Below are 25,895 nucleotides of genomic sequence, written 5' to 3' on the forward strand. Positions count from 1 at the left end.
ATCGGTCGCTGCTCCGCCGTCCCCGGGGGCCGTTACTCAGCGGATTCCGTTCCGGACTCCGGTGCGCGGAGCAGCAATCCCATGATGGAGCGGACGAAATCCGCCAGGCGTTCGCGGGGGTATTCGGCGGGGTCGGCGACGGCGAGGCGGCCGAGCATTTCGGCGATGGTGAGCAGGGCGTCGGCCAGGAGGGCCGAATCCACCTCCGCCCAGCGGGGATCCAGGGCGGCGCCCATGCGGACGAGGGCCTGGGCCTGGTCGAAGATTCCGGTGCGGGAGCTGCGGACCGCGGCGCGGTATTCGTCGGGGGCGCTGCCCGGGCTGGCCAGGACCAGGCGCCAGCGGGTCGGATTCGCCAGCACCACTTCGACGAACGTCTCGACCGCCGCCGAGGCCGCGACCACCGGGTCGGCCCCGGCCAGGTCGGCCGGCAGGGTGTCCGCGACCTGTTCCAGTCCGCGCTCGCGCTCGCGTTCGAGCAATGCCGCCACGAGATCGGCGCGCGTCTTGAACACGGTGTACAGCACGGGTTTTCCCACCCCGGCCGCCTGGGCGACCGCCTCCATGCTGAGCTCGTGCAGTTCGCTGCGGCCCAGCACCTCGAGGGCGGCGTCGAGCACCTGCTCGCGGCGTTGGCCGGGAGGCAGGCGCGGCGCGTAGCGCCGGCGCGGGCGATCGGTCGCCGGGCGCGGTGTCGTCACAACCGTGTCACCTCCATCCGCTCCATGGTGTCAGCTCCGCCGCCGCCGGGGGTAACCGTCCCGGAAATGAATATTACGCGGGCGTTGTATTCACTCCGCGCAATTGCTACGGTGGCGTTGTATTCGCCGACGGGGGCGGGTCAGCGCACGAAGGAGCAGCCCATGGGCTTCGATCCGACCACACTTCGCCGCGACGACTACGGGTTCTTCGGGCCCGGCTCGCCGAGCTGGAAGGTGTGGACCGCGCCGACGGCGGTGATCGGTTTCCAACGCGCGGTGGTACTGGAGCACTTCGACCCGTTCCTCACCGCCGCCGTCGCCGATTCGCGCGGCATCTACACCGATCCGCGCAGCCGGCTCGACAACACCTTCGGGTATTTCATGATCGTGGCGGTGGGTGACGGCCGGACCGCGGTCCAGGCCTCGGAGCACCTGATGCGGGTGCACGCCGAGATGACCGGCATCGAGCCCATCAGCGGCAAGCGTTACAGTGCCAACAGTCCCGACACCCAGCTGTGGATCCATCTCACCGGCTGGCATTCGGTGCTCAAGGCCTACGAGGAATTCGGGCCCGGCCTCACCCCGGAGGAAGAGGCCCGATTCTGGGAGGAGTGCGCGATCGCGGCCGAATTGCAGACCTGCAGGCCCGAGGACGTGCCCCGCTCCCGCGACGGGGTCCGGGAGTACTTCGAGCGGGTGCGCCCGCGGCTGTGCAGCTCCGAACGCGCCGAGGAAGGCATGCATCACCTGCTGTGGACCTCGCGGGCCAACGGCTCGGGATGGACCTACTACCTCGGCAGCCGCCTGCTCGCGCTGGCCTCGGTGGCGATCACGCCGCGCTGGATGCGCGCGCTGGGCCACTACGACCGGCCCGGCATCGTGGACGCCGCGGTCAAAGTGCCGGCGCGCGTTCTCGTGTGGCTGGCGACCCGATTCGACTCCTACGGCCTGATCAAGGGCGCGCCGCTGATCGCCCCGCTGGCCGGGCAGATCCTCGAACAGCATCTGAGGATGGAACCGCCCGCCCGGCTCGAGACGATCACGCCCGCCGAGGCACGGGCCCGCTACGGTCGGCGCGCCGCCGCGCAGGCGAGTTGAACCGGCCGGGCGGACGGCCTTGTGCAGGCGACCAAAGACCCGCCCGCGACCTCGGATTTCTGCCGATAGTGCGGCCGTCGGGCCGGCCATAGGGTGCAGTCAGTGGCCATCTCGGCCGCGGTCGGACGAACTCTCGCGGCGAGCGGGGGTGGATGGAGTGTTGTCGATGAGGACAGCGTTGGGGCGTCGAGTGCTGCCGCTGGCCGCGGTGTGCGCGCTGCTGGTGAGTGCGTTCGGCGGGACCGCGGTCGCCGCGCCGGAATTCCCGCCGTCGTTTCCGCCGGACCAGAATCAGTTGCCGCAATTGCCGCGCGAGCCGGATATCTACGACGCGCTGCCGATCCCGGTGCCGGACCGGGATTCCTGGTACGACGATCCGCCGAATCTGGCGGAATTGCGGCCCGGCGACATCATTCGCAGCCGGGAGGTGCAGACCCGGCTGCTCGGCATTCCGGTGCCGGTGTTCAGCAAGCAGTTGTTGTTCCGCTCCACCGATGTGCACGGCGCGCCGATCGCCACGGCCACGACGGTGATCGTGCCCGGCATTCCGTGGGTGGGCAGCCCGCGGCCGGTCGTGTCGTTCCAGGAGGCCATCGACTCCACCGATTCGGCCTGCAACCCGTCGCACACGTTACAGACCGGTACGTTCAAAGAGATTGCGCTGGCACAGTTCTGGATCGCGCAGGGCTTCGCGTTCAACGTCCCGGACTTCGACGGCAAGTTCAACACCTTCAACACCTACGACGAGGGCCAGATGGTCCTCGACAGCCTGCGCGCGATGAAGAACGATGCGGCACTGGGGCTTCGAGACTCCGGGATCGCCCTGTACGGCTTCTCCGGCGGCGGGTCGGCCACGGCCCGCGCGGCCGAACTACGACAGAGCTACGCGCCGGACGTGCACATCGCGGGCGCCGCATTCGGCGGCGCCCCACCGGATCTCACCGCGATCGCCGACTACGCCACCGTCCCGCGTCCCGGTGTCACCGGCATCAGCAGCTTCACTATGTGGCTCGGCGCGGCCGCGCTGGCGCGGGAGTTCCCCGACGAATTCGATCCCGCGCGGCTGTTGAATCCCGAGGGCCGACGGATCATCGCCGATCTGCAGAGTCGCTGCGTCTATTCGGCCGCGCTCACCGGCATGTACCGGCCGATCAGCGAGTACTACGCGCCGGGCTCGCAAGGACTGAACGATCCCGCGATTCAACGGGTATTGCGCAGCCAGAGCCTCGGCAAGCAGATTCCCGACATTCCGCTGCTGTGGTGGAACGGGGTCTGGGACGAACTCATCCCGTCGTCGATCGTGCTGCCCACGGTGAACGACTATTGGCAGCGCGGCGCGGATCTGCGCTATTACACGATGCCGCTGCCCGAGCATCTCACCAACGCGGTCGCGGGCTGGCTGCCGGCCACGGCCTGGATCAGCGCGCTGCTGCGCGGCCTGCCGCCGGGCCCGAAGTTCAAACTGGACTACCCGTCCCCGCTGCCGCCCGGTTTCCCCGGCGCCTGAGCCGGGGTCGTCCCCGATTCCCGGGCTTCATGCGCCACAATCGAAGCCACGGGTGGACGTGTCCGCGTCCGCGCGGTGCCGAGCCACGGAACGGGAGCAGCGGAATGTCTGTCGCGCACCACGATCGGCTGATGCTGGACTACACCGATTTCGCCGCGGTGCGCGGGCTGATCAGAACCCGGATGTACTCGACCGCGCCGGCCGGCGTGCAGGTGGTGCGGCGGGTCGTCGCGCCGGGGCTGATCCAGCGGATCGTGATCGATCACGGCGGCACGGTCACGCCGGTCTCCTACGAGCTGCTCCAGCGTTGGCCCATCGGTGAATTCGAGCTGTTCACCCTCGCCGAGCGCAACGTGCGCGCCGAGGGCGGCGTCCGAATCCGGCACGGCGAGTTGGATATTCCGCTCGCCGACGCCCTGCCGCCGCTCGCCATCCTGTCCGGTCCCGAATATCTCACCGCGCACGTGCGCTGGCTCGACGAGCATCCCGTCACCGGTCCGGCGGGCGCGGTGCTGATCATGCCGTCCGCGCAGCACATCTACGCCTACCCGGTGGTCGGCGCCGAGGTGGCCGCGGCCGTGACGGTGCTCGCGCAACTGGCGCGGGCGTCCTACGAGGAGGAGCCCGCGCCGATCACGCCGTGGGTGTACTGGTGGCACGACGGGCAACTCGAACTCGCCGCCACGGCCGGCCACCAGGACGGCCAGGTGCAGCCGCACCCCACCGAGCAGTTCCGCCGCGTCGTCGAGCGACTGGGCGGGCCGGAGGGTTACTGACCCGGCCCGAACCGGACCGGGAGCGCGGTGAGGCCGCGGATCAGCAGGCTCTTGCGCCAGGTCAGATCGTCGAAGCCGACCTCGAGCGACAGCTCCGGCACCCGCTCCAGCAGCCGGGTGAGCGCGATGGTGGCCTCCATCCGGGCCAGCGCGGCGCCGAGGCAGAAGTGGATGCCGTAGCCGAACGCCAGGTGCCGGTTGTCGCCGCGGGTGGCGTCGATGCGGTCGGCGTCGACGAAGCGCTGCGGGTCGCGGTTGGCGGCGGCGAGCGAGATCATGATGAACTCGCCCGCGTCGATGTCCTGACCGCCCAAGGTGATCGGCGCGGTCGTGTACCGGGCGGTGGCCAGATGCACCGGGCCCTGGCAGCGCAGCACCTCCTCGACGAAACCGGGAATCTGCTCGGGGTCCGAGCGCAGCCGCCGCGCCGTCGCCGGATCGCGCAGCAGTTCCAGCACCGCGTTGCCGATCAGGTTGACCGTGGTCTCGTGCCCGGCCGCCAGCAGCAGCAACATCAGCGAGATCAGCTCCTGCTGATCGAGCCGGTCGCCGTCGTCCTTGGCGGTGATGAGTTCGGAGAGCAGGTCCGCGCCCGGGGCGTCGCGGCGCTCGGCGATCAGTTCGGTGAGATAGGTGAAGAAGCGGATGCCGGCACTGGTGCGCTCCTCGATCGGCGCCGAGTCGTTGACGATAACCGCTGTCCAGGAACGGAATTCGTCCTTGTCGTGGTCGGGCACCCCGAGCAGTTCACAGATCACCGCGATGGGTAGCGGGAAGGCGTAGGCGTCGAGCAGGTCGGCGCGCGGGGCGGCGGTCATCGCGTCGAGCAGCTCGTCGGCGAGCGCGGTGATGCGCGGGCCGAGGTCGCGCACGGCGCGGCCGGCGAACGCCGGGGCCACCAGGCGGCGCAGCCGGGTGTGCTGCGGCGGATCGGCGAACAGCATGTTGTCGTTGATGACGCCGTTGAACTGGTCGGCGGCGCCGTGCTTGGCCAGCACCGCCTGGCCCTCGGGCGAGCCGATCTGCTTGCTGATGTGCGGCTCCGCGCAGGCCTGCTTGGCCACGTCGTGGTCGACGACCAGCCAGCCGAGCACGCCGTCGAGCCGGATGCGGTGGATCGGCCCGCGCAGGCGCAGCGTGCGGTAGAACGCGTGCGGGTCCTGGTAGAACTCGTCGGTCAGCTCGAGGATCTCGGTCGCGGCCGTCACCGGCGACCACCGGCCGAGCGGGATTTCACGTCATGCACTTGCCCACAGTCCTTTCGACGTCCGAACGGGTTACGCGGCCGATGCCGTGCCTACCCGGATCGAGCGGCGGGGCCGGCATCGGTGGAAAGGGTCGAGCGGCGGCGACCGTAACAATGCCGGGAAGGTGACGAGAAATCCTGTGCGCGTGTCCGCCTCGGCTCGGCGCGGCGGCGTGCGGGCGCCGGGGCCTAGGCGGCGTCGGGCGCGGCGACGCCGGCCGCGCGCAGCTCCTCCTCGATGGCCAGCGCGGCGTGGCACTGGCCCGAGGCGCGTAACCGCGCGATGCGCTCGTACACGGCCGGCAGGCCGTATTCCCTTGTAACGTCGAGTATTCCGACGCGGCCGGTGCGCGTGCGCACGGCCGTCGCGGTGGTGCCGATGGAATCGGTCACGGGTAGCCCCCTGGCATGACGCGCGGTCCCGATATGTGTGTTTCGAGTCTAGCGCGCGAATGCACGTGCAGGTGCACGTGCGTACGTACCTAGGTATCACTTAAGCTGTTGTGGCACACTCGATGACGCGTTGGACGACGCGACAGGAGGACGCCTGTGATCGAGAGCAACGCCGCTCGGCGGGAGCCGGCGAGCGCGGACGGTTCGGGCGCGGATCCGGCGCTGCTGCGCCTGGTGCTGGGGGCACGGCTGCGGCGCCTGCGCGAGGCCGCGGGGATCAGCGGGCAGGCCGCCGGGCAGGCGATTCGCGCGTCGCATTCGAAGATCAGCCGCCTGGAGGCGGGCCGGGTCGGCTTCCGGGCCGTCGACGTCGAGGATCTGCTCACCCTCTACGGCGTCACCGACCCCGACACCCGCGCCGACTTCCGCCGCTTGGCGCAGCGAGCCAACGCCGCCGGCCGCTGGCAACTCGACGGCGACCTCGCCGCGCAGCGACTGGAGACCTACCTGGCACTGGAGGGCGCCGCGTCGGTGGTGCGCTGCTATTCGCCGGGTGTGATCCCGGACCTGGTGCAGACCGCCGCCTACGCGCACGCGGTCGCCGCGATCGCCCGGCCCGGCCCGACCGGCGACATCCAGCGCCGCGTCGAGCTGCTGATGCGGCGGCAACGGCTGCTGCTGCGGCCGGACGCGCCGAAGGTCTGGCTGGTGCTCGAGGAGGCGGTGCTGCGCCGCCCGTTCGGCGGCACGGAGGTGTGGCGCGACCAGCTCGACCATCTCGCCGAGGTGGCGTCCGGCGCCAAGGTCACCGTGCAGGTCCTGCCCGACCACATCGGCGGCCCCGCCATCAGCGCGGTGCCGTTCACGCTGTTGCGCTTCGCCGCACAGGATCTGGGCGACATCGTGCATCTGCACCACGCCGCGGGCGCCCAATTCCTGGACCGGCGCGGCGATCTCGAGACCTATCACGCCATCTGGGACCGGTTGTGCGTGCACGCCGCGCCGCCCGAGCAGAGCCTGGCGCTGATCGCGGCGGTGGCGGCCGGGCGGTCCGCCGAGGCCGGGGAAGGTCATCCCTGGACGCGGTGACGGTGCCGCGCGGTGACCTAGGGTGGAATATGTGAATGTTGAGGTAACACCGTTACCCGGTATCGGTGTGCGTAAAGAATTTCTGCTGGCTTCCTCCCGACGTCGTGTCGGGGTCATCGATCACAAGGACGGCACGATCGATCTGATCGTGAGCAAGCCGAGCAATCCCGATGCGACCGACCAGATCTCGTTGTCCGCACACGAGGCCTCGGTGCTGGCGAATCTGCTCGGGGCGCCGCAACTGGTGGCGCAACTGCAGGAGGAGCACCGCGATCTCGACGGTGTGACCACCCGGCAGATGGGGATTCGCCTCGGTTCTCCCTTCGCCGACCGCCCGCTGGGCGACACCCGGCTGCGGACGCGGACCAAGGTCTCCGTCGTCGCGGTGGTGCGTTCCGGGCACCCCATTCCCTCGCCCGGCCCGGAATTCGTGCTGGCCGCCGGGGATGTGCTGGTGGTCGTCGGTACGACGGCGGGCCTCGCGTCCGCCGCCGACATCCTCACGGACGGCTGAGCGCGTGGTGGAACAGGACACCGCGCTCGCGTTGGTGCAGCTGGGCGCGGTCTTCTTCGGGCTCGGACTGCTGGGCCGGGTGGCGGCGCGGATCGGCATGTCGCCGATCCCGCTGTATCTGATCGGGGGCCTGGTGTTCGGCACCGGCGGCCTGGTCGAACTCCACCAGGTGGACCAATTCATCCATCTCGCCTCCGAGATCGGTGTCGTGCTGCTGTTGCTGCTGCTCGGATTGGAGTACAGCGCCGCCGAACTGGTGACCGGCATGCGGGCCTCATGGCTGGCCGGCGTGCTGGACCTGGTGCTCAACGCGACCCCGGGTGTGCTGGTCGCGCTGCTGCTGGGCTGGGGATTCACCGGCGCGGTGGCGATGGCCGGGGTCACCTACATCTCCTCCTCGGGCATCGTCGCGAAGGTGCTCAACGACCTCGGCCGGGTCGGCAACCGGGAGACTCCGACCATCCTGTCGATCCTGGTGTTCGAGGATCTCGTGATGGCCGGGTATCTGCCGGTGCTCACCGCGGTGCTGGCCGGCGTCGGTTTCGTGTCCGGTCTGAAGACGCTGGGCATCGCGCTGGCGGCGGTCACCGTTGTGCTCGTGGTCGCGCTGCGGTACGGCCGGATCGTCTCGACCATCGTGGACAGCCAGGACCGCGAGATCTTCCTGCTCAAGCTGCTCGGGTCGGCGCTGCTGGTCGCCGGGGTGGCGTCGTCGCTGCAGATCTCGGCGGCGGTCGGCGCGTTCCTGCTCGGCATCGCCATCTCCGACACCACCGCGCACACCGCGACCAAGATTCTCGAACCGCTGCGAGATCTGTTCGCGGCGTTGTTCTTCGTGCTGTTCGGTCTCAGTACCGACCCGGCGAGTATTCCGCCGGTGCTGGGCTGGGCGGTGCTGCTGGCCGCGGTCACGGTGGGGACGAAGGTGTGGACGGGCTGGTGGGCGGCCAAGCGCGCCGGAGCGTCGCGCAACGGGCGGGCGCGCGCGGGGACGGCGCTGGTCGCGCACGGCGAGTTCTCCATCGTCATCGCCGGGCTCGCGGTGTCCGCCGGCGCGGTGCCCGACGAATTCGCCGCGCTGGCAACCACTTACGTGCTGTTGATGGCGGTGCTCGGGCCGGTCGCGGCCCGGGTGGTGGAGCCGATGCTGGCCTGGGTCGACCGCCGCCGGCCCGCCCGGGTGCGCGAGCGCAGCACCGCGAGCTGACCGCTCACCGCCGGCTGGTGCGCCGGTAGCCGATCGCCGCGGGGACGGCGAAGACGGCGATCGCGCCGGCGCACCACAGCAGGGTCAGGGTGAGCGGGTGGGCCAGCGGGCCGCCCAGCGACAGCGCCTTCATCGCGTCCACCGCCACCGACATCGGCTGGTTGCGCACCACGGGCTGGATCCAGCGCGGGTAGGCGGCCAGCGGCACGAACCCGGTGCCGAAGAACATCAGCAGCGAGGTCAGGATCGTAATGCCCTCGACCAGAGTCGATTTGGCGGTGAACACGGCCGCGGCGGTCACCATGGTCGCGAAGGCGAGCCCGAACAGCACGGGGATCAGCACGAACACCACGGCCGCCGGAAATCCTTGCTGGAAGCGGAATCCGAGCGCGAATCCGAGTGCGACGACGACGCAGGTGCCCACCAAAATCCGGCAGCCCTCGGCGAGCACCCGCGCCGCGAGCCCGGACGCCCGGTGCACCGGCAGCACCCAGAACCGTGCCAGCAGACCGGAATCGCGTTCGCGGCCGAGCATCACACCGCCGGCGACCGCGCCCGACAGCGCGCCGACGATCGCGACCATCGGCACCGACCCGTACAGCGCGCTGGTCCCGGAGAACCGCTCGATCTGGCCGCCGATCACGGTGTCGAGCATGAACAGCAGCAGGCAGGGGATGATCAGGGTTTCCAGCAGCGTGATCGGGCTGCGCGTCCAGCGCAGCAGCAGGCGCTGGGTCTGAATCGCGGTGTGCCGCACCAGCGCCGAGGGCGCGTTCTCCGCCCGGTCCGGGGCGCGGCGCGCGGTGGCGATCGAGGTGGTCATGCCTTGCTCCTGCCCGCTCGGCTGCTGAAGACCAGTCCCGCCAGCACGAGTGCGCCGACCCACAGCAGCGCCGGGCCGAGCGTGGCCCACGACGCCGCGGCGGTGGGACCGGTGTCCCCGGCGAGCGAGCGCAGCGCGATCGCGAACTGCGAGACGGGCTGGTTGCGCACGAAAGGTTGTACCCAGTGCGGGAATTGGTGTGCCGGGGCCAGTCCGGTGGACAGCATGCCGAAGATCAGCGGCGGCAGCACCAGCGCCTGGGTGACCCCCTCCGGGCTGCGCGAGACCGTGCCGATGACGTCCGCGCCGAGCGTGAACGCGACGCCGATGGCCAAGGCCAGCACCAGGAATCCGAGCGTGTGCGCGGCGTCGAGGTGGAACCGGAAGCCGATGACGTGGCCGCAGAGCAGCGCGGCGGCCAGCGCGACGGCGAGCCGGAAGAGGTTGCCCGCCATGCGCGCCGCCACCGGCACCAGCGGTGCGATCGGCATGGTGCCGAAGCGGCGGTCGAGCCCGGACACGGCGTCGGTGGCGGCCCGGAACGCCGCGCCGATGGCGGTGAACGCGGCAGCCTGCAGGATCACGATCGGCATCATGAACTGCGCGTAACTGCTGAAGCCGGTGCCGGAGAACGACATCACCCGATCCAGCGGCAGATAGAAGCTCGCCGTGAAGGCGGCGGGCGCGAGGATCGAGCCCAGCACCTCGCCGGTCTTCAGCGACGGGGTGATCAGCCGGGCGGTGAGCACCCACCACTGCTGGGCGGTGCCGGGTCTGGCGCGAGTCGCGGTGTGCCACACGGTCATCGGTCGGCCCGCCCGTCGGCGAGGTGGCCGGTGAGCCGCAGGAAGACGTCGTCGAGCGACGGCCGCCGCAGCGCGATGTCGACCAGTTCCACGCCCGCCCCGTCGAGCCGCCGCAGCGCCTCGGCCAGGGTCTTGTGGCCGTCGGGCGCGGGGATCGCGATGCGGTCGGAGTCACCGGTGAGCGCGGCGCGCTGGGGTTCGGGCAGCAGCGTGCCCAGCGCGGCGGCGATGGCGGGCAGGTCGTTGAGGTCCAGCGGCACCACCTCGCAGTAGCTGCCGCCGGTGCGGGACTTCAGTTCGTCGGCGGTGCCCTCGGCGATGACCACGCCGTGGTCGATGACGATGATGCGGTCGCACAGCGCGTCCGCCTCCTCGAGGTACTGCGTGGTGAGCAGCGTCGTGATGCCCTCCTTGCGGAACCCGGCGACCAGGTCCCACACGCCCTGGCGGCTGCGCGGGTCCAGGCCGGTCGTCGGTTCGTCGAGGAACACCACATCCGGCCGCACCACCAGCCCGCAGGCGATGTCGATACGCCGCCGCATGCCGCCGGAGTAGGTGCCGACCTTGCGCCCGGCGGCCGCCTCGAGGTCGAACTCGGCGAGCAGTTCCGCGGCCCGGGTGCGGGCGGCGCGTTTGCGCAGGCCCATCAGGCGGCCGAAGAGCACGAGATTCTCGGCGCCGGTGAGCATGTCGTCGAGCGCGGCGAACTGGCCGGTGAGCATGACCGACCGGCGCACCGCGGCCGGGTCGGCGACCACGTCGTGCCCGGCCACCAGCGCACGGCCGCGATCGGGGGCGATGAGCGTGGAGAGGATGTTGACCGTCGTCGTCTTGCCGGCGCCGTTGGGTCCGAGCACGCCCAGCACCTCGCCGGGCGCGGCCTCGAAGTGGATGCCGCGCAGGGCCCGCACGGTACCGAAGGATTTCTCGATGCCCTCGACGAGGACTCCGCCAGAGTTGTTCACTGCCAGCCTTCCAGGTGGTCGTCGAGCACGCGCGCGATGATCGGCAGGGCGTGCGGTGCGGTCATCTCGTCGTGGGTGACCTCGAGGTCGTGGGTGGTGATGTCGCCGGTGACGTAGGGATGCCAGCCGGCGGGTCCGAAGATGTCCGAGGTGTCGACGGTGGCGGCGAAATACAGGACGTCCCCGTGGAACACCGGGCGGTGGTAGCCGGTGCGGGTGCGCGCGGAGGCGTTGTAGGACGCGGCCATGCGCTCGAGGGTCGCCGCGTCGACGATCGACAGGCCGCCCATCCGCTCCCGGATCAGGTCTGCGGCGTCCTGCGCGGTGGCCGAGGCCGGGACGTCGTCGATGCCGAACACCGCGCCGAAGGCGTTGACGAAGGCGCCCGCGGTGAGTTCGTCGATGCTGTCGCCATCGATGTCGGCGGTGTCGGCGTCCAGCAGTGCGACCACGCCGACCCGCGCGCCGGACTGTTCGAGCCGGGCGGCTACGGCGTGCGCGATGAGGCCGCCGAACGACCAGCCGAGCAGGTGGTAGGGCCCCTCCGGCTGGAGGCGGCGAATCTCGCGGACGTAGCGCTCGGCGAATTCCTCGATCGAGCGCGCCGAGGGTTCGCCGCTCAGGTCGGGGGCCTGGAGGCCGTAGATCGGGCGGCCGGGGCGCAGTTGTTCGGCGAAACCCAGGTAGGTCCAAGCGATTCCGGACGACGGGTGGACGCAGAACAAGGCCGGTCGGTCGCCGCCGGTGCGGATCGGGAGCACGACGTCGAGGCCGAGTCCCGCCGGGGCGGCGGTGGGTTCCGGCGCGGCCGGGCGCTGCGCGGCGAGGCGGCGGGCTTCCGGCGTGTGTGCGAATCGCGAGGCGGCCGTGAGGGTTTCGGACCATTGCCGCCCGAGGGCGGCGACCGCGTCGTGCTGTAGCAGCGTGTCCGGGTAGCGGATGCCGACGTGCAGGCGGTCGCCGAGCACGACCGCGTTGATGTCGATCTCGACGGTGACGGGGACCTCCGGGTCCTCGTCGGCGTGCAGGTCGCCCAACTCGTCGGTGGGCAGCCAGCCCAATCCCGCCAGCCCGGCCGGGATGTCGGAGGGCTGGTAGCGGCCGAGGTAGTTGATCGCGATGCGGCCGGGGAGCCGGCTCGGAAGCTGTTGCGCCGTCTCCTCGTTCAGGTAGCGCAGCAGGGCGAAGCCGATGCCCTTGTCCGGCACCGCGGCCAGGTGCCGCTGTGCGGCGTGGATGGCGTCCGCCATGGCGGGGCCGCCGGAAACCGCCTCGGCCACATCGACTCCGGCGAGATCCACCCGGACCGGGTAGATGCTGGTGAACCAGCCGACGGTGCGGGACAGGTCCGCGCCCGGCACGATCTCCTGCTGCCTGCCGTGGCCCTCGAGCCGCAGCAGCACGCCGGCGGAGTCCGGGTCCGCGTGCGTCCGGGCCCGCCAGTGCGAGACGGCCAGGGCGAGGGTGGCCAGCAGGGTGTCCTCCACGGTGCCGTCGAACAGGCCCGGGAGCGTGGTCAGCAGGTCGTCCGTAACCTGTTCCGGCAGTTCGAATTCGATGGTTCGCAGGGTGTGCGCGCGGTCGATCGCGGGGTCGAGTTCGCGGTCGCCGGGGAGGGGGTCCGGCCCTTCGACGATGTCGCGCCAGTAGTCGAGTTCGGCCACCCGCTCTTCGCGGTGGGCCTCTTCGGCGATCGCGTGGGCCCAGCGCCGCATCGAGGTGCCGGAGCTGTCCAGAGCCGGTGTCGCCCCGGCGGACACCTGGGCCCAGGCCGCCATCAGGTCGGGAACCAGGATGCGCCAGGACACCCCGTCCACCGCGAGGTGGTGGGCGACGACGATCAGGCGACCCGCGCGCCGGTGGGTGTCGGCGTCGCCGACCGGGTCCAGCCAGATCAGTTGCAGCAGGGCCCCTTCGGCCGGGCGCAGCCGGTCGAGTGCGGAATCCACTGCGGTCAGGGCGAATTCACGCAGCTCCACGCCGTCGGTGGTGTCGCCGTACTCGATGTGGTGCACGAGCGCGTCCACGTCGACGCTGCCCGGCGCGGTGGTGCGCAGCCGCCACTCGCCGTCGTCGTCGCGGAACAACCGGGCGCGCAGCATGTCGTGCCGGTCGACGACGGCGGCGAGGGTCGCGACGAGCTGGTCGCGCCGGATGCCGACCGGCAGTTCCAGCACGGCGGTCTGGGCGAACCGGTCGAAGTTGCCGCCGCGCTCGATCATGTACCGGACGATCGGCGGCAGCGGCAGCTCGCCGACCCCGCCGCCGGGCAGCTCGTCGAGGGTGACGGCGGTCCCGGCCGCGTCGGCGAGCGCCGCCAGCGCACCGACGGTCCGGTGCTCGAACACCTCCAGAGGAGTCAGCGTGATGCCGTGGGCGCGGGCACGCGACACCAGCTGGATGGCGAGAATGCTGTCGCCGCCGAGCGCGAAGAAGGAGTCCAGGACGCCGACCCGCTCCCGTCCCAGCAGTTCCGCGACGAGCGCGGCCAGCGTGGCCTCGGTCGGCGTACTCGGTGCTCGGTATACGGTGGCGGTGTCGTCGAAGACCGGCTCGGGCAGGGCCTGCCGATCGAGCTTGCCGACGGCGTTGAGCGGAATCCGGTCCAGCACCACGAAAGCGGCCGGGACCATGTACGCGGGCAGCGTTTCCGCGGCCCAGGTGCGCACCGCCTCGAGGTCGAAACCGGCTGAGGGTGCGTCGTGTTCGGCTGCCGCGCTTTCCGCTGCCGGGGCGGCGGCTTCGAGCACCATCCCGTTGCCCGAGGCGACGTCGGTGTCCAGTGCGGCAGCCCCCGCTTCGGGCGCCCGGGTGGGGACGAGGTAGGCGGCGAGGGCCGTCGAGCCTGCGGGGGTGCGGACGCCGACGGTGACGGCGAACTCCACGCCGTGGGCGCGGGTGAGGACGGCGTCGATCTCGCCGAGTTCGATGCGGCGGCCGCGCACTTTGACCTGGAAGTCGGTGCGGCCCAGGTATTCCAGCTCCGGCGCGGCGGCGGATCCGGTCCACCGGACCAGGTCGCCGGTGCGGTACATGCGCTCGCCGGGGCGGCCGTACGGGTCGGCGACGAAGCGGGCGGCGGTGAGGTCGGGGCGGGCGTGGTAGCCGCGGGCCAGGGCGGGACGCGCCAGATACAGCTCACCGGCGACGCCGAAGGGCACCGGGCGCAGGCGGTCGTCGAGCACCAGCGTGCCCGCGCCGCGGATCGGACCGCCGACGGTGATCGGCGCGCCCGCGCGCAATGCCTTCGAACCCGTTGCCCAGATGGTGAATTCGGTCGGCCCGTAGAGATTGACCAGGGTCCGGTCCCGCGACCACCGCTGCACCAGCTCGGCGCTCACCGCCTCACCGGCGACGGCCAGCACCCGCAGGCCGCGCACGGCCTCGGCGTCGACGGTGGCCAGCGCGGACGGCGTGATGACCGCGTGTGTGACGCGCTCGGCGGTGATCAGCTCGGCCAGTGCCGCACCGCCGAACACCTCCGGCGGGGCGACCACGGCCGCGCCGCCGGACCCGAACGCCATGATCGCCTCGAACACCGACGCGTCGAAACTCGGCGACGCCACCTGCAGCACCCGCGCGGTGTGGTCCAGGCCCAGCGACTCACGTTGAGCCACAGCCAGATCCGCGATCCCGCGATGCGTCACCGACACACCTTTGGGCGTTCCGGTGGACCCCGAGGTGTAGATGAGCCACGCGGGATGGTCGACCGAAATTGCCGAGCGGTCAAAGGATTCCGAAGTCTCCGGCACGGTCCACGCCGGGCCGTCGAGCACCAGCCACCGCGTCCCGGCGGGCAACGCAGCGCGGTGCGCGACCGCGGTGAGCCCGAGCAGGGCCCCGGAGTCGGCCAGCATGTGTTCGACCCGGTCGATCGGGTGCGCGGGGTCGATGGGCAGGAACGCCGCACCCGTCTTCGCCGTCGCCCACACCGCGGTGAGCAACGCCGCACCGCGGGTGAGCGCCAGCGCCACCACGGTTTCCGGCCCCGCGCCGGCCGCCCGCAGCACGTGTGCCAGCGCGTCGGAGCGGCGGTCGAGCTCGCGATAGGTGACGGTGCCGCCGTCGGCGACCAGTGCCGGGCGGTCCGGATGCGCCAGAGCGGACGCCGCGAACAGTTCCGCGAGCGTCGTGTTCCCGGCGCCGTCGGGTCGACGGCGGGGAACCAGTGCGGCCCACTCGGTCTCGTCCAGCAGGTCGATGGCGTCGACCGCGCGGTCGGGGTCGGCGGTGACCGCGACCAGGATCCGCTCCCAGCGGCGGGCGAACGCCGCCGCCGTCGCGGCGTCGAACAGGTCGGTGGCGAAGGTGAGCACCGCGTCGATCCCGGCCGGGCCGGCGGCCGAGAAGCGTTCGCGCAGACCGAGAGTGAGGTCGAACGGGGAGGAGTCGCGGTCGAACGGCTCGACCGCCACCCGCAGCCCCGGCAGCTCCAGCACCGGCTCCTCGAAGTTCTGCAACGACAGCGACACCTGGAACAGCGGGTGGTGCGCCGTCGACCGCGCCGGGTTCAGCGCCTGCACCAGCTGCTCGAACGGCACGTCGGCGTGGCCGAACGCGTCCACGTCGGTGTCGCGCACCCGGGTGAGGAACTCCCGGAAGCCGATCTCCGGCTCGACCGTGGTGCGCAGGGCCAGCGTGTTCACGAACATGCCGACCAGCCCGTCCAGGGCGGCGTCGCCGCGCCCGGCCACGGCCGTGCCGATCACCACGTCGCGGGCGCCGCCGAGGCGGGCCAGCAGCACGGCCAGCGCGGCGTGCACGACCATGAAGAGGCTGACGCCGGTCGCGGCGGCGAGGTCGGCCAGCGCGCGATGCAGCTCGGTCCCGACCTGGAATTCGGTGGTCGCGCTGCGCATCGACTGCACGGCCGGCCGCGGGCGATCCGCGGGCAGCTCCAGCACGTCGGGCGCACCGGCCAGGGCGTCGGTCCAGAACCGAATCTGGCGGGCCGCCAACGACTCCGGGTCCGCGGCGCTGCCGAGCAGTTCGCGATGCCACAGCGCGAAGTCGGCGTACTGCACCGGCAGGGCGGGCAGCGGCGCGCCGTCGCCGTACCGGTGCGCCGAGTACGCCGCCAGCAGGTCCGCGGCCAGCGGTGCCATCGAGACGCCGTCGGCGCTGATGTGGTGGATGACCAGCACCACCACGTGCACCGGCTCCGGCCCGCCGTCCGTGACGCGGTAGACGGCCGCCCGCAGCGGCGGCTGCTCGGCCAGATCGAAACCGGCCGAGGCGAATTCGCCGATCCGGTCGCGCAGCGGCGTGCCGTCGGAGGTCTCGGTGACCGGCAGTTCCGGGGTGGCGACGGCGGCGTCGACCACCACCTGCCGCGGGCCCTGGTCGTCGGCGGGGTAGACGGTGCGCAGGCTCTCGTGCCGCGCCACCACCTCGGCGAGAGCGCGGTGCAGGGCGTCGACGTCCAGTTCGCCGGTGAGCCGCAGCGCGGCGGCGATGTTGTAGGCGGACGACCCCGGATCCATCCGGTTGAGCACCCACATGCGCTGTTGCGCCGGTGACAGCGGCACCCGGTCCGGCCGCAGCCGCGGTGCGAGCGCCGCGCGGCCGGGGCCGTCGGCGGCGGGGACGACCCGCCCGGCCAGCAGGGCCACGGTCGGCGCGTCGAACAGGTCACGCAGCGCGACCGTCGCGCCGAGCGCCGCGTTGACCCGGGCCACCACGCGCGTGGCGCTGAGGGAGTTGCCGCCCAGCTCGAAGAAGGACCGGTCGATGCTCACCTGCTCCCGGCCCAGCACCTCCGCGAACACCTCGGCGACGGCGTGCTCCACGGGCGTGCGCGGGGCCAGGTAGTGCTGCTCGGCCGCCGAGAAGTCCGGCTCCGGCAGCGCCGCCCGATCCAGCTTGCCCACCGGGGTCAGCGGAACATCGTCCAGCACAACGAGATACGCGGGAACCATGTACCCGGGCAGCGCGCCCGCGATCCGGGTGCGCAACTCCTGCGCGTCGATCTCGTGCCCGGCCGCGGGGACGACGTAGGACACGAGCACCGTCGCGCCCGCCGGACCCGGGCGGCCGACGGTCACCGCGTAGTCGACGTTCTCCGCGCGGGCCAGCACCGCGTCGATCTCGCCCAGCTCGATGCGCAGGCCGCGGATCTTCACCTGGAAGTCGCTGCGGCCCAGGTATTCCAGCTCGACGGTCGCGCCGCCGGGCCGCTCGACCGGCACCCAGCGCACCATGTCGCCGGTGCGGTACATGCGGGCACCGGCCGGACCGTACGGGTCGGCGACGAAACGCGAAGCGGTGAGCGCGAATCGGTTGAAATAGCCGCGGGCGAGCGCGGGTCCGGACAGGTACAGCTCGCCGGTGACACCTATCGGCACCGGGCGCAGCCAGCTGTCGAGCACCATGGCCGCGGCCCCGCGGATCGGGCGGCCGATGGTGATCTGCGCGCCCGGCCGCAACTCGCCCGGCCCGGTCGCCCAGATGCTGAACTCGGTGGGGCCGTAGAGATTCAGCAGGTGCCGGCCTTCCGACCAAGCATCGACCAGCTCGGGCCCGGCCGCCTCCCCGGCCACCGAGAGCATGCGCAGATCGTCGAGGCCGCGCGGGTCCATCGTCGCCAGCACCGACGGCGTGATCACGGCGTGCGTGACCCGCTCGGTGCGCAGCAGTCGCTCCAGGGCAGCGCCGCCGTACACGTCCGGCGGTGACAGCACCAGGCGCGCGCCCGTCGCGTGCGCCTTCAGCAGCTCGTGCACCGAGGCGTCGAAACTCGGTGAGGCGACTTGCAAGACGTGCGACCGCGGCTCGAGCTCGAGCGATTCCGCCTGTGTGGCGGTCAGATTGGCGAGTCCGCGGTGACTGAGCAGCACTGCCTTGGGCTTGCCGGTGGAGCCGGAGGTGTAGATCAGGTACGCGGTCTGGTCCAGCATGATCGGGCCGCCGCGCTCGGCGTCGGTGACGGGCCGGTCGGAGACGGTCATCACCCGGCGGATGGTGTTGAGGTCGTCGAGCAGCAGCCAGTCGATGGTGCCGGGCAGCGTTTCCCCGGTCGCGCACACCGTGATGCCGATCGGCGCCTGCGAGTCGGTGAGGATGTGTTCGATCCGCTCGATCGGGTGGTTGGGATCCAGCGGCAGGAAGGCGGCGCCCGTCTTGGCGACCGCCCACACGGCCACCACCGATTCCACCGAGCGGGTCAGCGCGAGTACGACGAACACCTCCCGGCCCACGCCGCGGCGCAGCAGCACCCGGGCGAACCGGTTCGACCACGCGTCGAGGTCGGCGTAGGTCATGGTGAGGCCGTCGCCGTACACGGCGATCGCGTCGGGATCCACGCGGGCACCCTGCGCCAGGATGTCCGGGAGAACTTGCGGCGGAGCCGATTCCGCGCCGCGCACCGGCAGCAGCGCGCGGTACTCCGCCGGATCGCAGTGCTGAATGCGCGCGAGCCGGTGCCGCGGCTCGTCGGCGATCCGGCCGAGCAGCAGCACGAAGCGGTCGAGCAGGCGGCGCGCGGCGTCGGGGCCGAGCTGGTCGGCGAGGTACCGGAGACTGATCCGCAGGCCGTCCGGCTGCGGAATCACCATGAGGTTCAACGGATACGGCGTCGCGTCGGTGCCCTGCACGTCGAGGATGCGCATCCCGGCGATGTCCGGCGTGCGCGACAATGCCTCGCGGTCGATCGGGTAGGACTCGAAAACCGCCAGGGTGTCGAACAATTCGGGCAGTCCGACGGCCTGGTGCACGGCCGCCAGCCCGACGTGCTGATGGTCGAGCAGCTTCGCCTGCTCGGACTGGACGCGGGTGAGCAGGTCGGTCACCCGTTCGGCGGGATCGAGCCGGATGCGCACGGGCACCGTGTTGATGAACAGCCCCACCATCTCCTCGATGCCGGGCAACTGCGGCGGCCGCCCGGAGACGGTGCCGCCGAACACCACGTCGGTGCGCCCGGTGAGCATGGCCAGGATCAGCGCCCAGGCCGCCTGCACCGCGGTGTTGACCGTGGCACCGGCCGCGCGGGCGGTGTCCTCGAGCCGTGCCACCACGTCGGCGGGCAGATCCGTTGTCACCGTGCCGGGTTCGGGCGTGGCGATACCGGCCAGGGTGGGCACGGCCCGGGTGGGGGAGTCTACGCCCGCCAGCGACTCGGTCCACGCGGCCAGTGCGGCGGAGTCGTCCTGCTCGGCGAGCCAGGCCAGGAACTCCCGGTACGACGGCGGCGACGGGCGGTCGGCGACGTGCCCGGTGACCAGGCCGGCGTAGGCGGTGAGCAACTCCTGGATCAGCAGCGGGGTCGACCAGCCGTCCAGCACCAGATGGTGATTGGTGATCAGCAGCGTGTACGCCTCGGCGGCGGTGCGGATCAGCGCGAAACGCAGCAGCGGCGGTCGGGCGAGGTCGAAGCGGGTCCGCGCGTCCACGGCGATCACCCGGTCCAGCTCGCGGGCCGGGTCGGGATGCGCGCTGAGATCTACCTCGTGCCAGGCCGGTTCGGCGTGCTCGCACACCAATTGCCTGGGACCGTCGGCGGTTTCGACGAAGGCGACGCGCAGGTTGGCGTGCCGGTCCACCAGCGCCCGCGCGGCCGCGCGCAGCGACTCCGCGTGCACGCGGCCGCCGAGGGCCAGCCGGGTCTGCACGGTGTAGTCGTCGGCGGTGTCGGTGTCGTAACGTGCGTGGAACAGCAGGCCCTGCTGCAGCGGCGACAGCGGCCACACGTCGGTCAGGCTCGGATAGCCGTGCTCCCAGGCCTCGATCTGCTCCTGCGTGACCTCGACCAGCGCGAAGTCCGACGGGGTGTGCCCGCCGCCCGACTCGCCCTGCGCCACCAGAGCTTTCAGCGCCTGTGCCCACAGGCCGGACAGCTCGCGGACCGCGGTCTCGTCGAGCAGGCGCGAGGCGTAGGACCAGGTGACCTCGAGGCCGTCGGCCCCCATGAGCGCGTTGATGTCGACGGCGGCGGCCAGCGGCGCCCGCTCGTCGCGGGTCGCGGCGAAGCGCCGGGGCAGCCAGGCCGGGGGCTCGGCGTCGCCGTCGGCCGACGCGGTCGCGGCCCGGCCGAGGTAGTTGAACCCGAGCTGCGGCGTGGCGTGGCCCGAAAGCTGTTCGGCCGTAGCGGGATCGAGGTAGCGCAGCATTCCGTAGCCGACGCCGCGGTCCGGGATGCGGCGCACCTGTTCCTTGACCGTCTTGAGGGCCCGGCCCGCTGCCGCGCCGCCCGCGAACGCGTCGTCGAGATCGATGCCGCTCAGATCCAGGGCGACCGGATAGGCGGCGGTGAACCAGCCGACGGTGCGCGCCACGTCGGCGCCGGGCAGCAGCGCCTCCTCGCGGCCGTGACCCTCCAGGGTGATCAAGGCGGTGTCGCGCCGCCGCCACCTGCCGACCGCGAGGCCGAGCGCGGTGAGCATGACTTCGTCCAGGCCGCAATGGAATCGGTGCGGCACTGCGGTCAGCACGGCCTCCGCGAGCTCGGCATCGATCCGGGTCGACAGCTGTGCCTCGGTGGCCGCGGTGTCCAGTGCGGGGTCGAACGCGCGGTCGCCGAGCGCCGGGTCCGGGGTGGCCGAGATCTGCTGCCAGAGCGGCAGTTCCGCCGCGCGGTGCGGAGTCTGCTCGAGCTGTCCGCGCGCCCAGCGGCGGAACGACGTGCCGACCGCGGCGAGTTCGCCACCGGCGCAGGCCGCGGCCAGATCCGGCAGCAGGATGCGCCAGGAGACGCCGTCGACGACCAAGTGGTGCAGCACCATCCACAGCAGCGGCGCGGCGTCGGGGCGCTCGAGCACGACGAACCGGGCGACGACCCCGGCGGTGGGATCGAGCCGATCGGCGGCCCGCTGGAGTTCGCGCTCGATCTCCTCGTCCGTGCCGACTCGCGTCACCTCCACGAGGTCCGCGACGTCGACCGAACCGCGTTCGGCGACAACCCATTCCCATCCCTCGTCGCCCGGCCGCAGCACACTGCGCAGTACGTCGTGGTGGTCGACGAGGGTCCGCACGGCCGCGACGAGCCGCGCGTGGTCCAGGTCGGCGGGCAGCCCGACGAGGGTGGCCTGCGCGAAACGTCCCCAGGCCCCGCCTTCGACCATGGCGTGCACGATCGGAGTGAGGTCGACCGGACCGGCCGCACCGCCGGGCAGTTCGGCGACGGCGGGCGCGGCGGCGTCGGACGCGATCGCCGCGAGCGCGGCGACGGTGCGGCGCTCGAAGACGTCGCGGGCGGTGAAGGCGAGTCCGGCCGCCTTGGCGCGCGACACCAGCTGAATGGCGACGATGCTGTCCCCGCCGAGCGCGAAGAAGTCGTCGTCCGCGCCCACGGCGTCGAGCCGCAGCACATCGGTGAAGACCCCGGCCAGCGTCCGCTCGCGCGGCGTCTCGGGCGCGCGTCCGCTCTCGGCGCGGGTGGTGAAGTCGGGGGCGGGCAGGGCGCGCCGGTCCACCTTCCCGACCGGGGTCAGCGGCACGTGGTCGATCACCATGACCGCCGACGGCACCATGTAGGCGGGAAGGGTCTGCGCGACAGCGTCTTTCACCGCCTCGGGCGTCACGTTCGCGCCGGGGCGGGGCCGGACGTACGACGCCAGCGCCGTCGTCCCGGACTCGCGGGCGACGCCGAGGGTGAGGGCGAAGTCGAGGTCCGGCAGCCGCTGCAGCGCCGCGTCGACCTCGCCGAGTTCGACGCGGAAGCCCCGCACCTTCACCTGGGCGTCGTCGCGGCCCGCGTACTCCAGCACCCGGCGGCCGTCGTGGGTGGTCCAGCGCACCAGGTCGCCGGTGCGGTACATGCGGCGGCCGGGGGAGTACGGGTCGGCGACGAAGCAGGCGGCGGTCCGGCCGGTGCGGCCGTGGTAGCCGCGGGCCAGGCAGTCGCCGCTCAGATACAGCTCGCCCGTCACCCCGGGCGGCACCGGCCGCAACCACGGATCGAGGACCAGCGCGGACACTCCGAGCACGGGACCGCCGATCGGCACCGGCCCGCCCGGCCGCAGCGGGTCGCTCAGCGTGACCGTCACCGTCGTCTCGGTCGGGCCGTACCCGTTCAGCACGGTGCGCCCGGACCAGGCCGCCACCAGATCCGGCGGGCAGGCGTCGCCGCCGACCACGACCGTGCGCAGGCCGGGCAGCTCCGTCGGATCCAGCGAACCCGCCACGGCGGGAGTCACATTCAGATGGGTGACGCCGTGCGCGCGCAGCACCTCGGCCAGCTCCGCACCGGCGTAGGCCCGCGGCGGCACCACCGCCACCGCCGCGCCCACCGCGAACGCCACCAGCAGCTCTTCCACCGAGATGTCGAAGCTGGGCGAGACCGCGTGCGCGACAACCGATTCGGTGGTGACGCCGAACCGCGCCCCGGAGCCGGCGGCCAGATTGGCGAGGCCGCGGTGCGACACCAGCACGCCCTTGGGCAGGCCGGTCGAGCCGGAGGTGTAGATGGTGTAGGCGATCTGGTCCGGATGCACGGCGGCGCGGCGGTCGGCGTCGGTCAGCGGGGCCGAATCCTGGCCCGCCACCGCCGTTTCCGTCTCCGGGTCGTCGAGCACCAGCCAGTCGATCCGGTCCGGCAGCGCCGGGCGCGCGGCCGCCACGGTGACACCGGTGACCACGCCGCTGTCGTCGACCATGTAACCGATGCGGTCGGCCGGATAGGTCGGGTCGATCGGGACGAACGCGGCACCGGTCGCGGCGACCGCCCACATCGCCACCACCGACTCGGCCGAGCGTGGAATCGAGATCGCCACCGCGCGTTCGGGTCCCGCGCCGGCGGCGACGAGCAGCCGGGCCAGCCGGTTGGTTCGTTCGGCTAGTTCGCGGTAGGTGATCCGGTCCGGCCCGGCGTACAGCGCGACCGCCTCGGGCCGGATCCGCGCGCCCGCCGCCAGGATCTCGGGGAGGGTGCGCACCGGCACGCCGGCCGGGCCTCGCGCGGGCACCAGGTCGGCGCGCTCGTCGTCGGAGGTCAGCGGGATCGATGCGAGGGGCGCGTCGGGCCCCGCCGCCAGGAACCGGGACAGGAAGGTCAGGAAGCGCTCGTGCTGCGCGGCCAGCTCGCGGTCGTCGTAGAGGCTCGGGTTGGCCTGGAAGTCGATGTGCGTGCTCTCCCCGCCGATCCCGGGGTAGACGTTGACGAACAGGTCGTCGATCAGCCCGGAGGTCAGCACGTGCAGCCGACCGGTGACCTCGCCGAGCCGAATGCGGCTGTCCACCATCATCAGATTCACCGTGGGCCCGAACGAGGTGACCTCGTCCATCGCCCAGCCCAGGTCGCGGACGATGTCCTCCTGGCGGTAGCGCTGCCGCCGCAGCGCGCCGGTCAGCTCGCCCTGGGTGGCCTGGATCAGCTCGCCGACCGTCCGGGCCGGGCCCAGCCGCAATCGCAGCGGGACCACATTGGCGACCATGCCGCCCGAGCGCCGCAGCGTCGCCGTCGTGCGTCCCGACACCGGCAGCCCCAGCACCACCTCGCCCGCTCCGGTCATCGCGGCGAGATACGCGCCGAAGGCGGCGACGATGATGGGTGCCGCGCTCGACGACTGCCGCGCGGCGACCGCGTCGAGCGCCCGCGCGGTGTCCGCGGGCAGTTCGGCCGACACCAGATTCGGCTGCGCGTCGACGCCCGCCTCCCGCCCGGCCAGCGTCACCGGCCGGGCCATGCCGGCCAGGTGCTCGCGCCAGTACTCGCGGTCGCTGTGCAGGCGCGGCGAATCCCGGTATGCCAGATCGTCTTCCACCACCCGGCGCAGATCCTCCGCCCGGCCCGGCGGGATCTCCGCGCCCAGCACGGCGTGGTCGTAGATCTCGGCGGTGCGCTGCATCATCGTGAGCGCGCCGACCCCGTCCAGCACGATGTGGTGCAGCCGGGAGTACCAGAACCAGCGGTCGTCGCCCACCCGCAGCATGGCGACCTGGACGAGCCGATCGGTCACCGGGTCCAGGGGCGCGGAGTACTCGGCCCGCATCCACGCGTGCGCGGCCGCCACCGGGTCGGGCTCCCCGCGCAGGTCGAGGGTGCTGATCCGGTCGTCGAGCCCGGTGTCCACGAGCTGATAGGGCGCGCCGTCGACCTCGATCAGGCGCAGGTACCCGGTGCCGAACTCGCGTCCGGCGCGGCGGGCCGCGGCGGCCAGCGCCTCGACGTCCACCGCGCCCTCGAATTCGACGTACTGCGCGATGGAGATCGGGGTGTCGCCGGCGAAGTGCTGGGCGAACCAGATTCCGCGCTGCGCCGCCGACAACGGGAAGGCGCCGGCGGGGACGGAGGCGTCGGCGGGTGCCGGCGCGGGGCGCTGAAGCATGGTGGGGGTCCTGGGTATTCGGTTGTCAGGCGGCCTTGTTCGCGGTGCCGGCGTCGCCGAGCGGCGCGTCGGACCCGGTCAGGTAACCCAGCAGGGTGGAGCGATCGTCGAGCACCAGCCAGTCGATGGCCGCACCGAGGTGGCGGCGCTGCGCCCTCGTGGTGACGCCGAGGTCGGCTCGGACAGTGGAATCATCATCCGCCGCCGGGGCCGGGATCGCACCGGTTTTGGTGATTGCCGCGCGCGTCACCGCGGCCTCGATCGGCGTGGCGACCGCCATCGCGATCCGCGCGCCGCGCCGGGCGCCGCGCTGGATCAGCATCCGGGCCAACCGGTTCGACCAGCGGTCCAGATCGGTCCAGGTCAGCTCGAAGTCCTCGGTCGTGACGGCCACGGTGGTCGGATCGGTCTGCGTCATGGGTCGCTCATCCCCTCGATATCCGGGTTGCTCGTATTTCGTGATGAATCCACTGTCGGCCTTGTGGATTCGCTACGACAGCGACCTCAGTGCTGGCAGCGGCCATCCAAGGGGTGAGTTCGGTCCACCCCAAGGTGGCGCCGCGTTCGGTGGCGGCGAGCGATCGGGTCAGTGCTTCACCAGCGTGAACTGCATGACGTCGAGCAGTCCGCGGCGGAAGCGGTCGGCGCAGCCGGTGAGGTAGTGCGCGTAGCGCTCGTAGGTCTGCTCGTCGGTGAGCCGCACGGCCTCGTCGCGGTGCTCGCGCAGCGCCAGCGCCCACCGGTCCAGGGTGTAGGCGTAGTGCGGCTGCAGCGAGTGCACGCGGGTCACGTCGAATCCGGCCGCGCGGGCCGGTTCGGTGACCTCCTCGGGGCGCGGCAGCTGTCCGCCCGGGAAGATGTAGCGCTTGACGAAGACGTGGAAGCGGGCGTCCTCGCGGGTGACGGGGATGTCCCGGCGGCGCAGTTCGGCCAGCGGGGTGCCGATGATGGTGTGCAGCAGCAGTTTTCCGTCGTCCGGCAGCAGGCCGTGGCAGCGGCGGAAGAACTCCGCGTAGCGGGTGCGGCGGAAGTGCTCGAACGCGCCGATGCTGACGATGCGGTCCACCGGCTGGCGGAACTCCTCCCAACCTTGCAGCCGCACTTGCGCGTTCGCCAGCCCGCGGCGGCGGATCTGCGCGGTGACATAACCGAACTGGTTGCGGCTCAAGGTCAATCCGATGACGCGCGCGCTGTGCCGTTGTGCCGCACGCTGTATCGTCGAACCCCAGCCGCAGCCGATGTCCAGCAGCGTCATCCCGGGCCGCAGGTCGACCTTGCCGAGCGCCAGGTCGATCTTCGCCAGCTGGGCCTGCTCCAGGGTCATGCCCTCGCGCTCGAAGTAGGCGCAGCTGTAGGTCATGGACGGGTCCAGAAACAGCCGGTAGAAGTCGTCGGACACGTCGTAGTGCGCTTGTACGTCCCGATAGAACGGCGCGAGTTCGGCCACGGTCATCACCCCTGTGCGTGTGGCGGCACCCAGAGGTACGCGATGGGGCCCGCCCCGGTTCACC

General features: G+C 71.9%; 15 protein-coding genes. 6 read left to right on the top strand and 9 right to left on the bottom strand.

All coding sequences use genetic code 11. The features are described from left to right. Nucleotides 1-32 precede the first annotated feature (32 nt). Nucleotides 33-701 carry a TetR/AcrR family transcriptional regulator gene (locus IU476_RS10180; protein ID WP_195098937.1) on the bottom strand — a complete coding sequence of 223 codons (669 nt, stop codon included), beginning with the start codon at nt 699-701 and terminating at the stop codon, nt 33-35. A 162-nt stretch (nt 702-863) separates the two neighbouring features. Between IU476_RS10180 and IU476_RS10185 the strand changes: the two genes are divergently transcribed. The 3 genes from IU476_RS10185 to IU476_RS10195 all read left to right on the top strand — a co-directional run bounded on the left by IU476_RS10185 (nt 864) and on the right by IU476_RS10195 (nt 4,082). Next, a complete protein-coding gene (locus IU476_RS10185; protein ID WP_195098938.1) occupies nt 864-1,799 on the top strand; it encodes an oxygenase MpaB family protein in 936 nt (311 codons plus the stop codon). Between the two features lie 166 nt (nt 1,800-1,965). Continuing rightward, nucleotides 1,966-3,306: a lipase family protein gene (locus tag IU476_RS10190; protein ID WP_195098939.1), complete on the top strand. Its 1,341-nt coding sequence runs from the start codon at nt 1,966-1,968 to the stop codon at nt 3,304-3,306. A 104-nt stretch (nt 3,307-3,410) separates the two neighbouring features. After that, complete coding sequence (locus IU476_RS10195) at nt 3,411-4,082, top strand: DUF1444 domain-containing protein (protein WP_195098940.1); 672 nt, start codon at nt 3,411-3,413, stop codon at nt 4,080-4,082. Here the strand turns inward: IU476_RS10195 and IU476_RS10200 are convergent. Both IU476_RS10200 and IU476_RS10205 read right to left on the bottom strand, forming a co-directional pair. After that, the gene (locus IU476_RS10200) at nt 4,076-5,290 is read right to left on the bottom strand and encodes a cytochrome P450 family protein (protein WP_195098941.1); all 1,215 of its coding nucleotides are present in this window, start codon (nt 5,288-5,290) and stop codon (nt 4,076-4,078) included. The two genes, IU476_RS10195 and IU476_RS10200, sit on opposite strands and share 7 nt — an antisense overlap. A gap of 227 nt (nt 5,291-5,517) precedes the next feature. Continuing rightward, nucleotides 5,518-5,721 (bottom strand): hypothetical protein, encoded by a 204-nt coding sequence (locus IU476_RS10205; RefSeq protein WP_195098942.1) that lies wholly within the window; start codon nt 5,719-5,721, stop codon nt 5,518-5,520. A 156-nt stretch (nt 5,722-5,877) separates the two neighbouring features. Between IU476_RS10205 and IU476_RS10210 the strand changes: the two genes are divergently transcribed. The 3 genes from IU476_RS10210 to IU476_RS10220 are packed head-to-tail and all read left to right on the top strand — an operon-like array spanning nt 5,878 to nt 8,531. Then, nucleotides 5,878-6,810, top strand: a complete 933-nt coding sequence (locus IU476_RS10210) for a helix-turn-helix domain-containing protein (RefSeq protein WP_324193983.1) — start codon at nt 5,878-5,880, stop codon at nt 6,808-6,810. Between the two features lie 31 nt (nt 6,811-6,841). After that, complete coding sequence (locus tag IU476_RS10215) at nt 6,842-7,324, top strand: cation:proton antiporter regulatory subunit (RefSeq protein WP_195098944.1); 483 nt, start codon at nt 6,842-6,844, stop codon at nt 7,322-7,324. 4 nt (nt 7,325-7,328) lie between these two features. After that, nucleotides 7,329-8,531: a cation:proton antiporter gene (locus IU476_RS10220; RefSeq protein ID WP_324193985.1), complete on the top strand. Its 1,203-nt coding sequence runs from the start codon at nt 7,329-7,331 to the stop codon at nt 8,529-8,531. Nucleotides 8,532-8,535: 4 nt separating this feature from the next. Here the strand turns inward: IU476_RS10220 and IU476_RS10225 are convergent, their stop codons facing one another. The 6 genes from IU476_RS10225 to IU476_RS10250 form a co-directional block, all read right to left on the bottom strand. Beyond that, nucleotides 8,536-9,354 (bottom strand): ABC transporter permease, encoded by an 819-nt coding sequence (locus IU476_RS10225; protein WP_195098949.1) that lies wholly within the window; start codon nt 9,352-9,354, stop codon nt 8,536-8,538. Further along, on the bottom strand, nt 9,351-10,160 hold the full coding sequence (locus IU476_RS10230; RefSeq protein WP_195098951.1) for an ABC-2 transporter permease: 810 nt from the start codon (nt 10,158-10,160) through the stop codon (nt 9,351-9,353). The genes IU476_RS10225 and IU476_RS10230 overlap by 4 nt, the downstream gene beginning before the upstream one ends. Beyond that, nucleotides 10,157-11,125, bottom strand: coding sequence for an ATP-binding cassette domain-containing protein (locus IU476_RS10235; RefSeq protein ID WP_195098953.1), 969 nt, complete (start codon nt 11,123-11,125; stop codon nt 10,157-10,159). The genes IU476_RS10230 and IU476_RS10235 overlap by 4 nt, the downstream gene beginning before the upstream one ends. Further along, complete coding sequence (locus IU476_RS10240; RefSeq protein WP_195098955.1) at nt 11,122-24,384, bottom strand: non-ribosomal peptide synthetase; 13,263 nt, start codon at nt 24,382-24,384, stop codon at nt 11,122-11,124. The genes IU476_RS10235 and IU476_RS10240 overlap by 4 nt, the downstream gene beginning before the upstream one ends. A gap of 25 nt (nt 24,385-24,409) precedes the next feature. Beyond that, entirely contained in the window at nt 24,410-24,802 is a 393-nt protein-coding gene (locus IU476_RS10245) for an AMP-binding protein (RefSeq protein ID WP_195098957.1), read from the bottom strand. 168 nt (nt 24,803-24,970) lie between these two features. After that, nucleotides 24,971-25,837: a cyclopropane mycolic acid synthase family methyltransferase gene (locus IU476_RS10250; RefSeq protein ID WP_195098959.1), complete on the bottom strand. Its 867-nt coding sequence runs from the start codon at nt 25,835-25,837 to the stop codon at nt 24,971-24,973. Between the last annotated feature and the right edge of the window lie 58 nt (nt 25,838-25,895).

The organism is Nocardia blacklockiae (assembly GCF_015477355.1).
Taxonomy (GTDB): domain Bacteria; phylum Actinomycetota; class Actinomycetes; order Mycobacteriales; family Mycobacteriaceae; genus Nocardia; species Nocardia blacklockiae.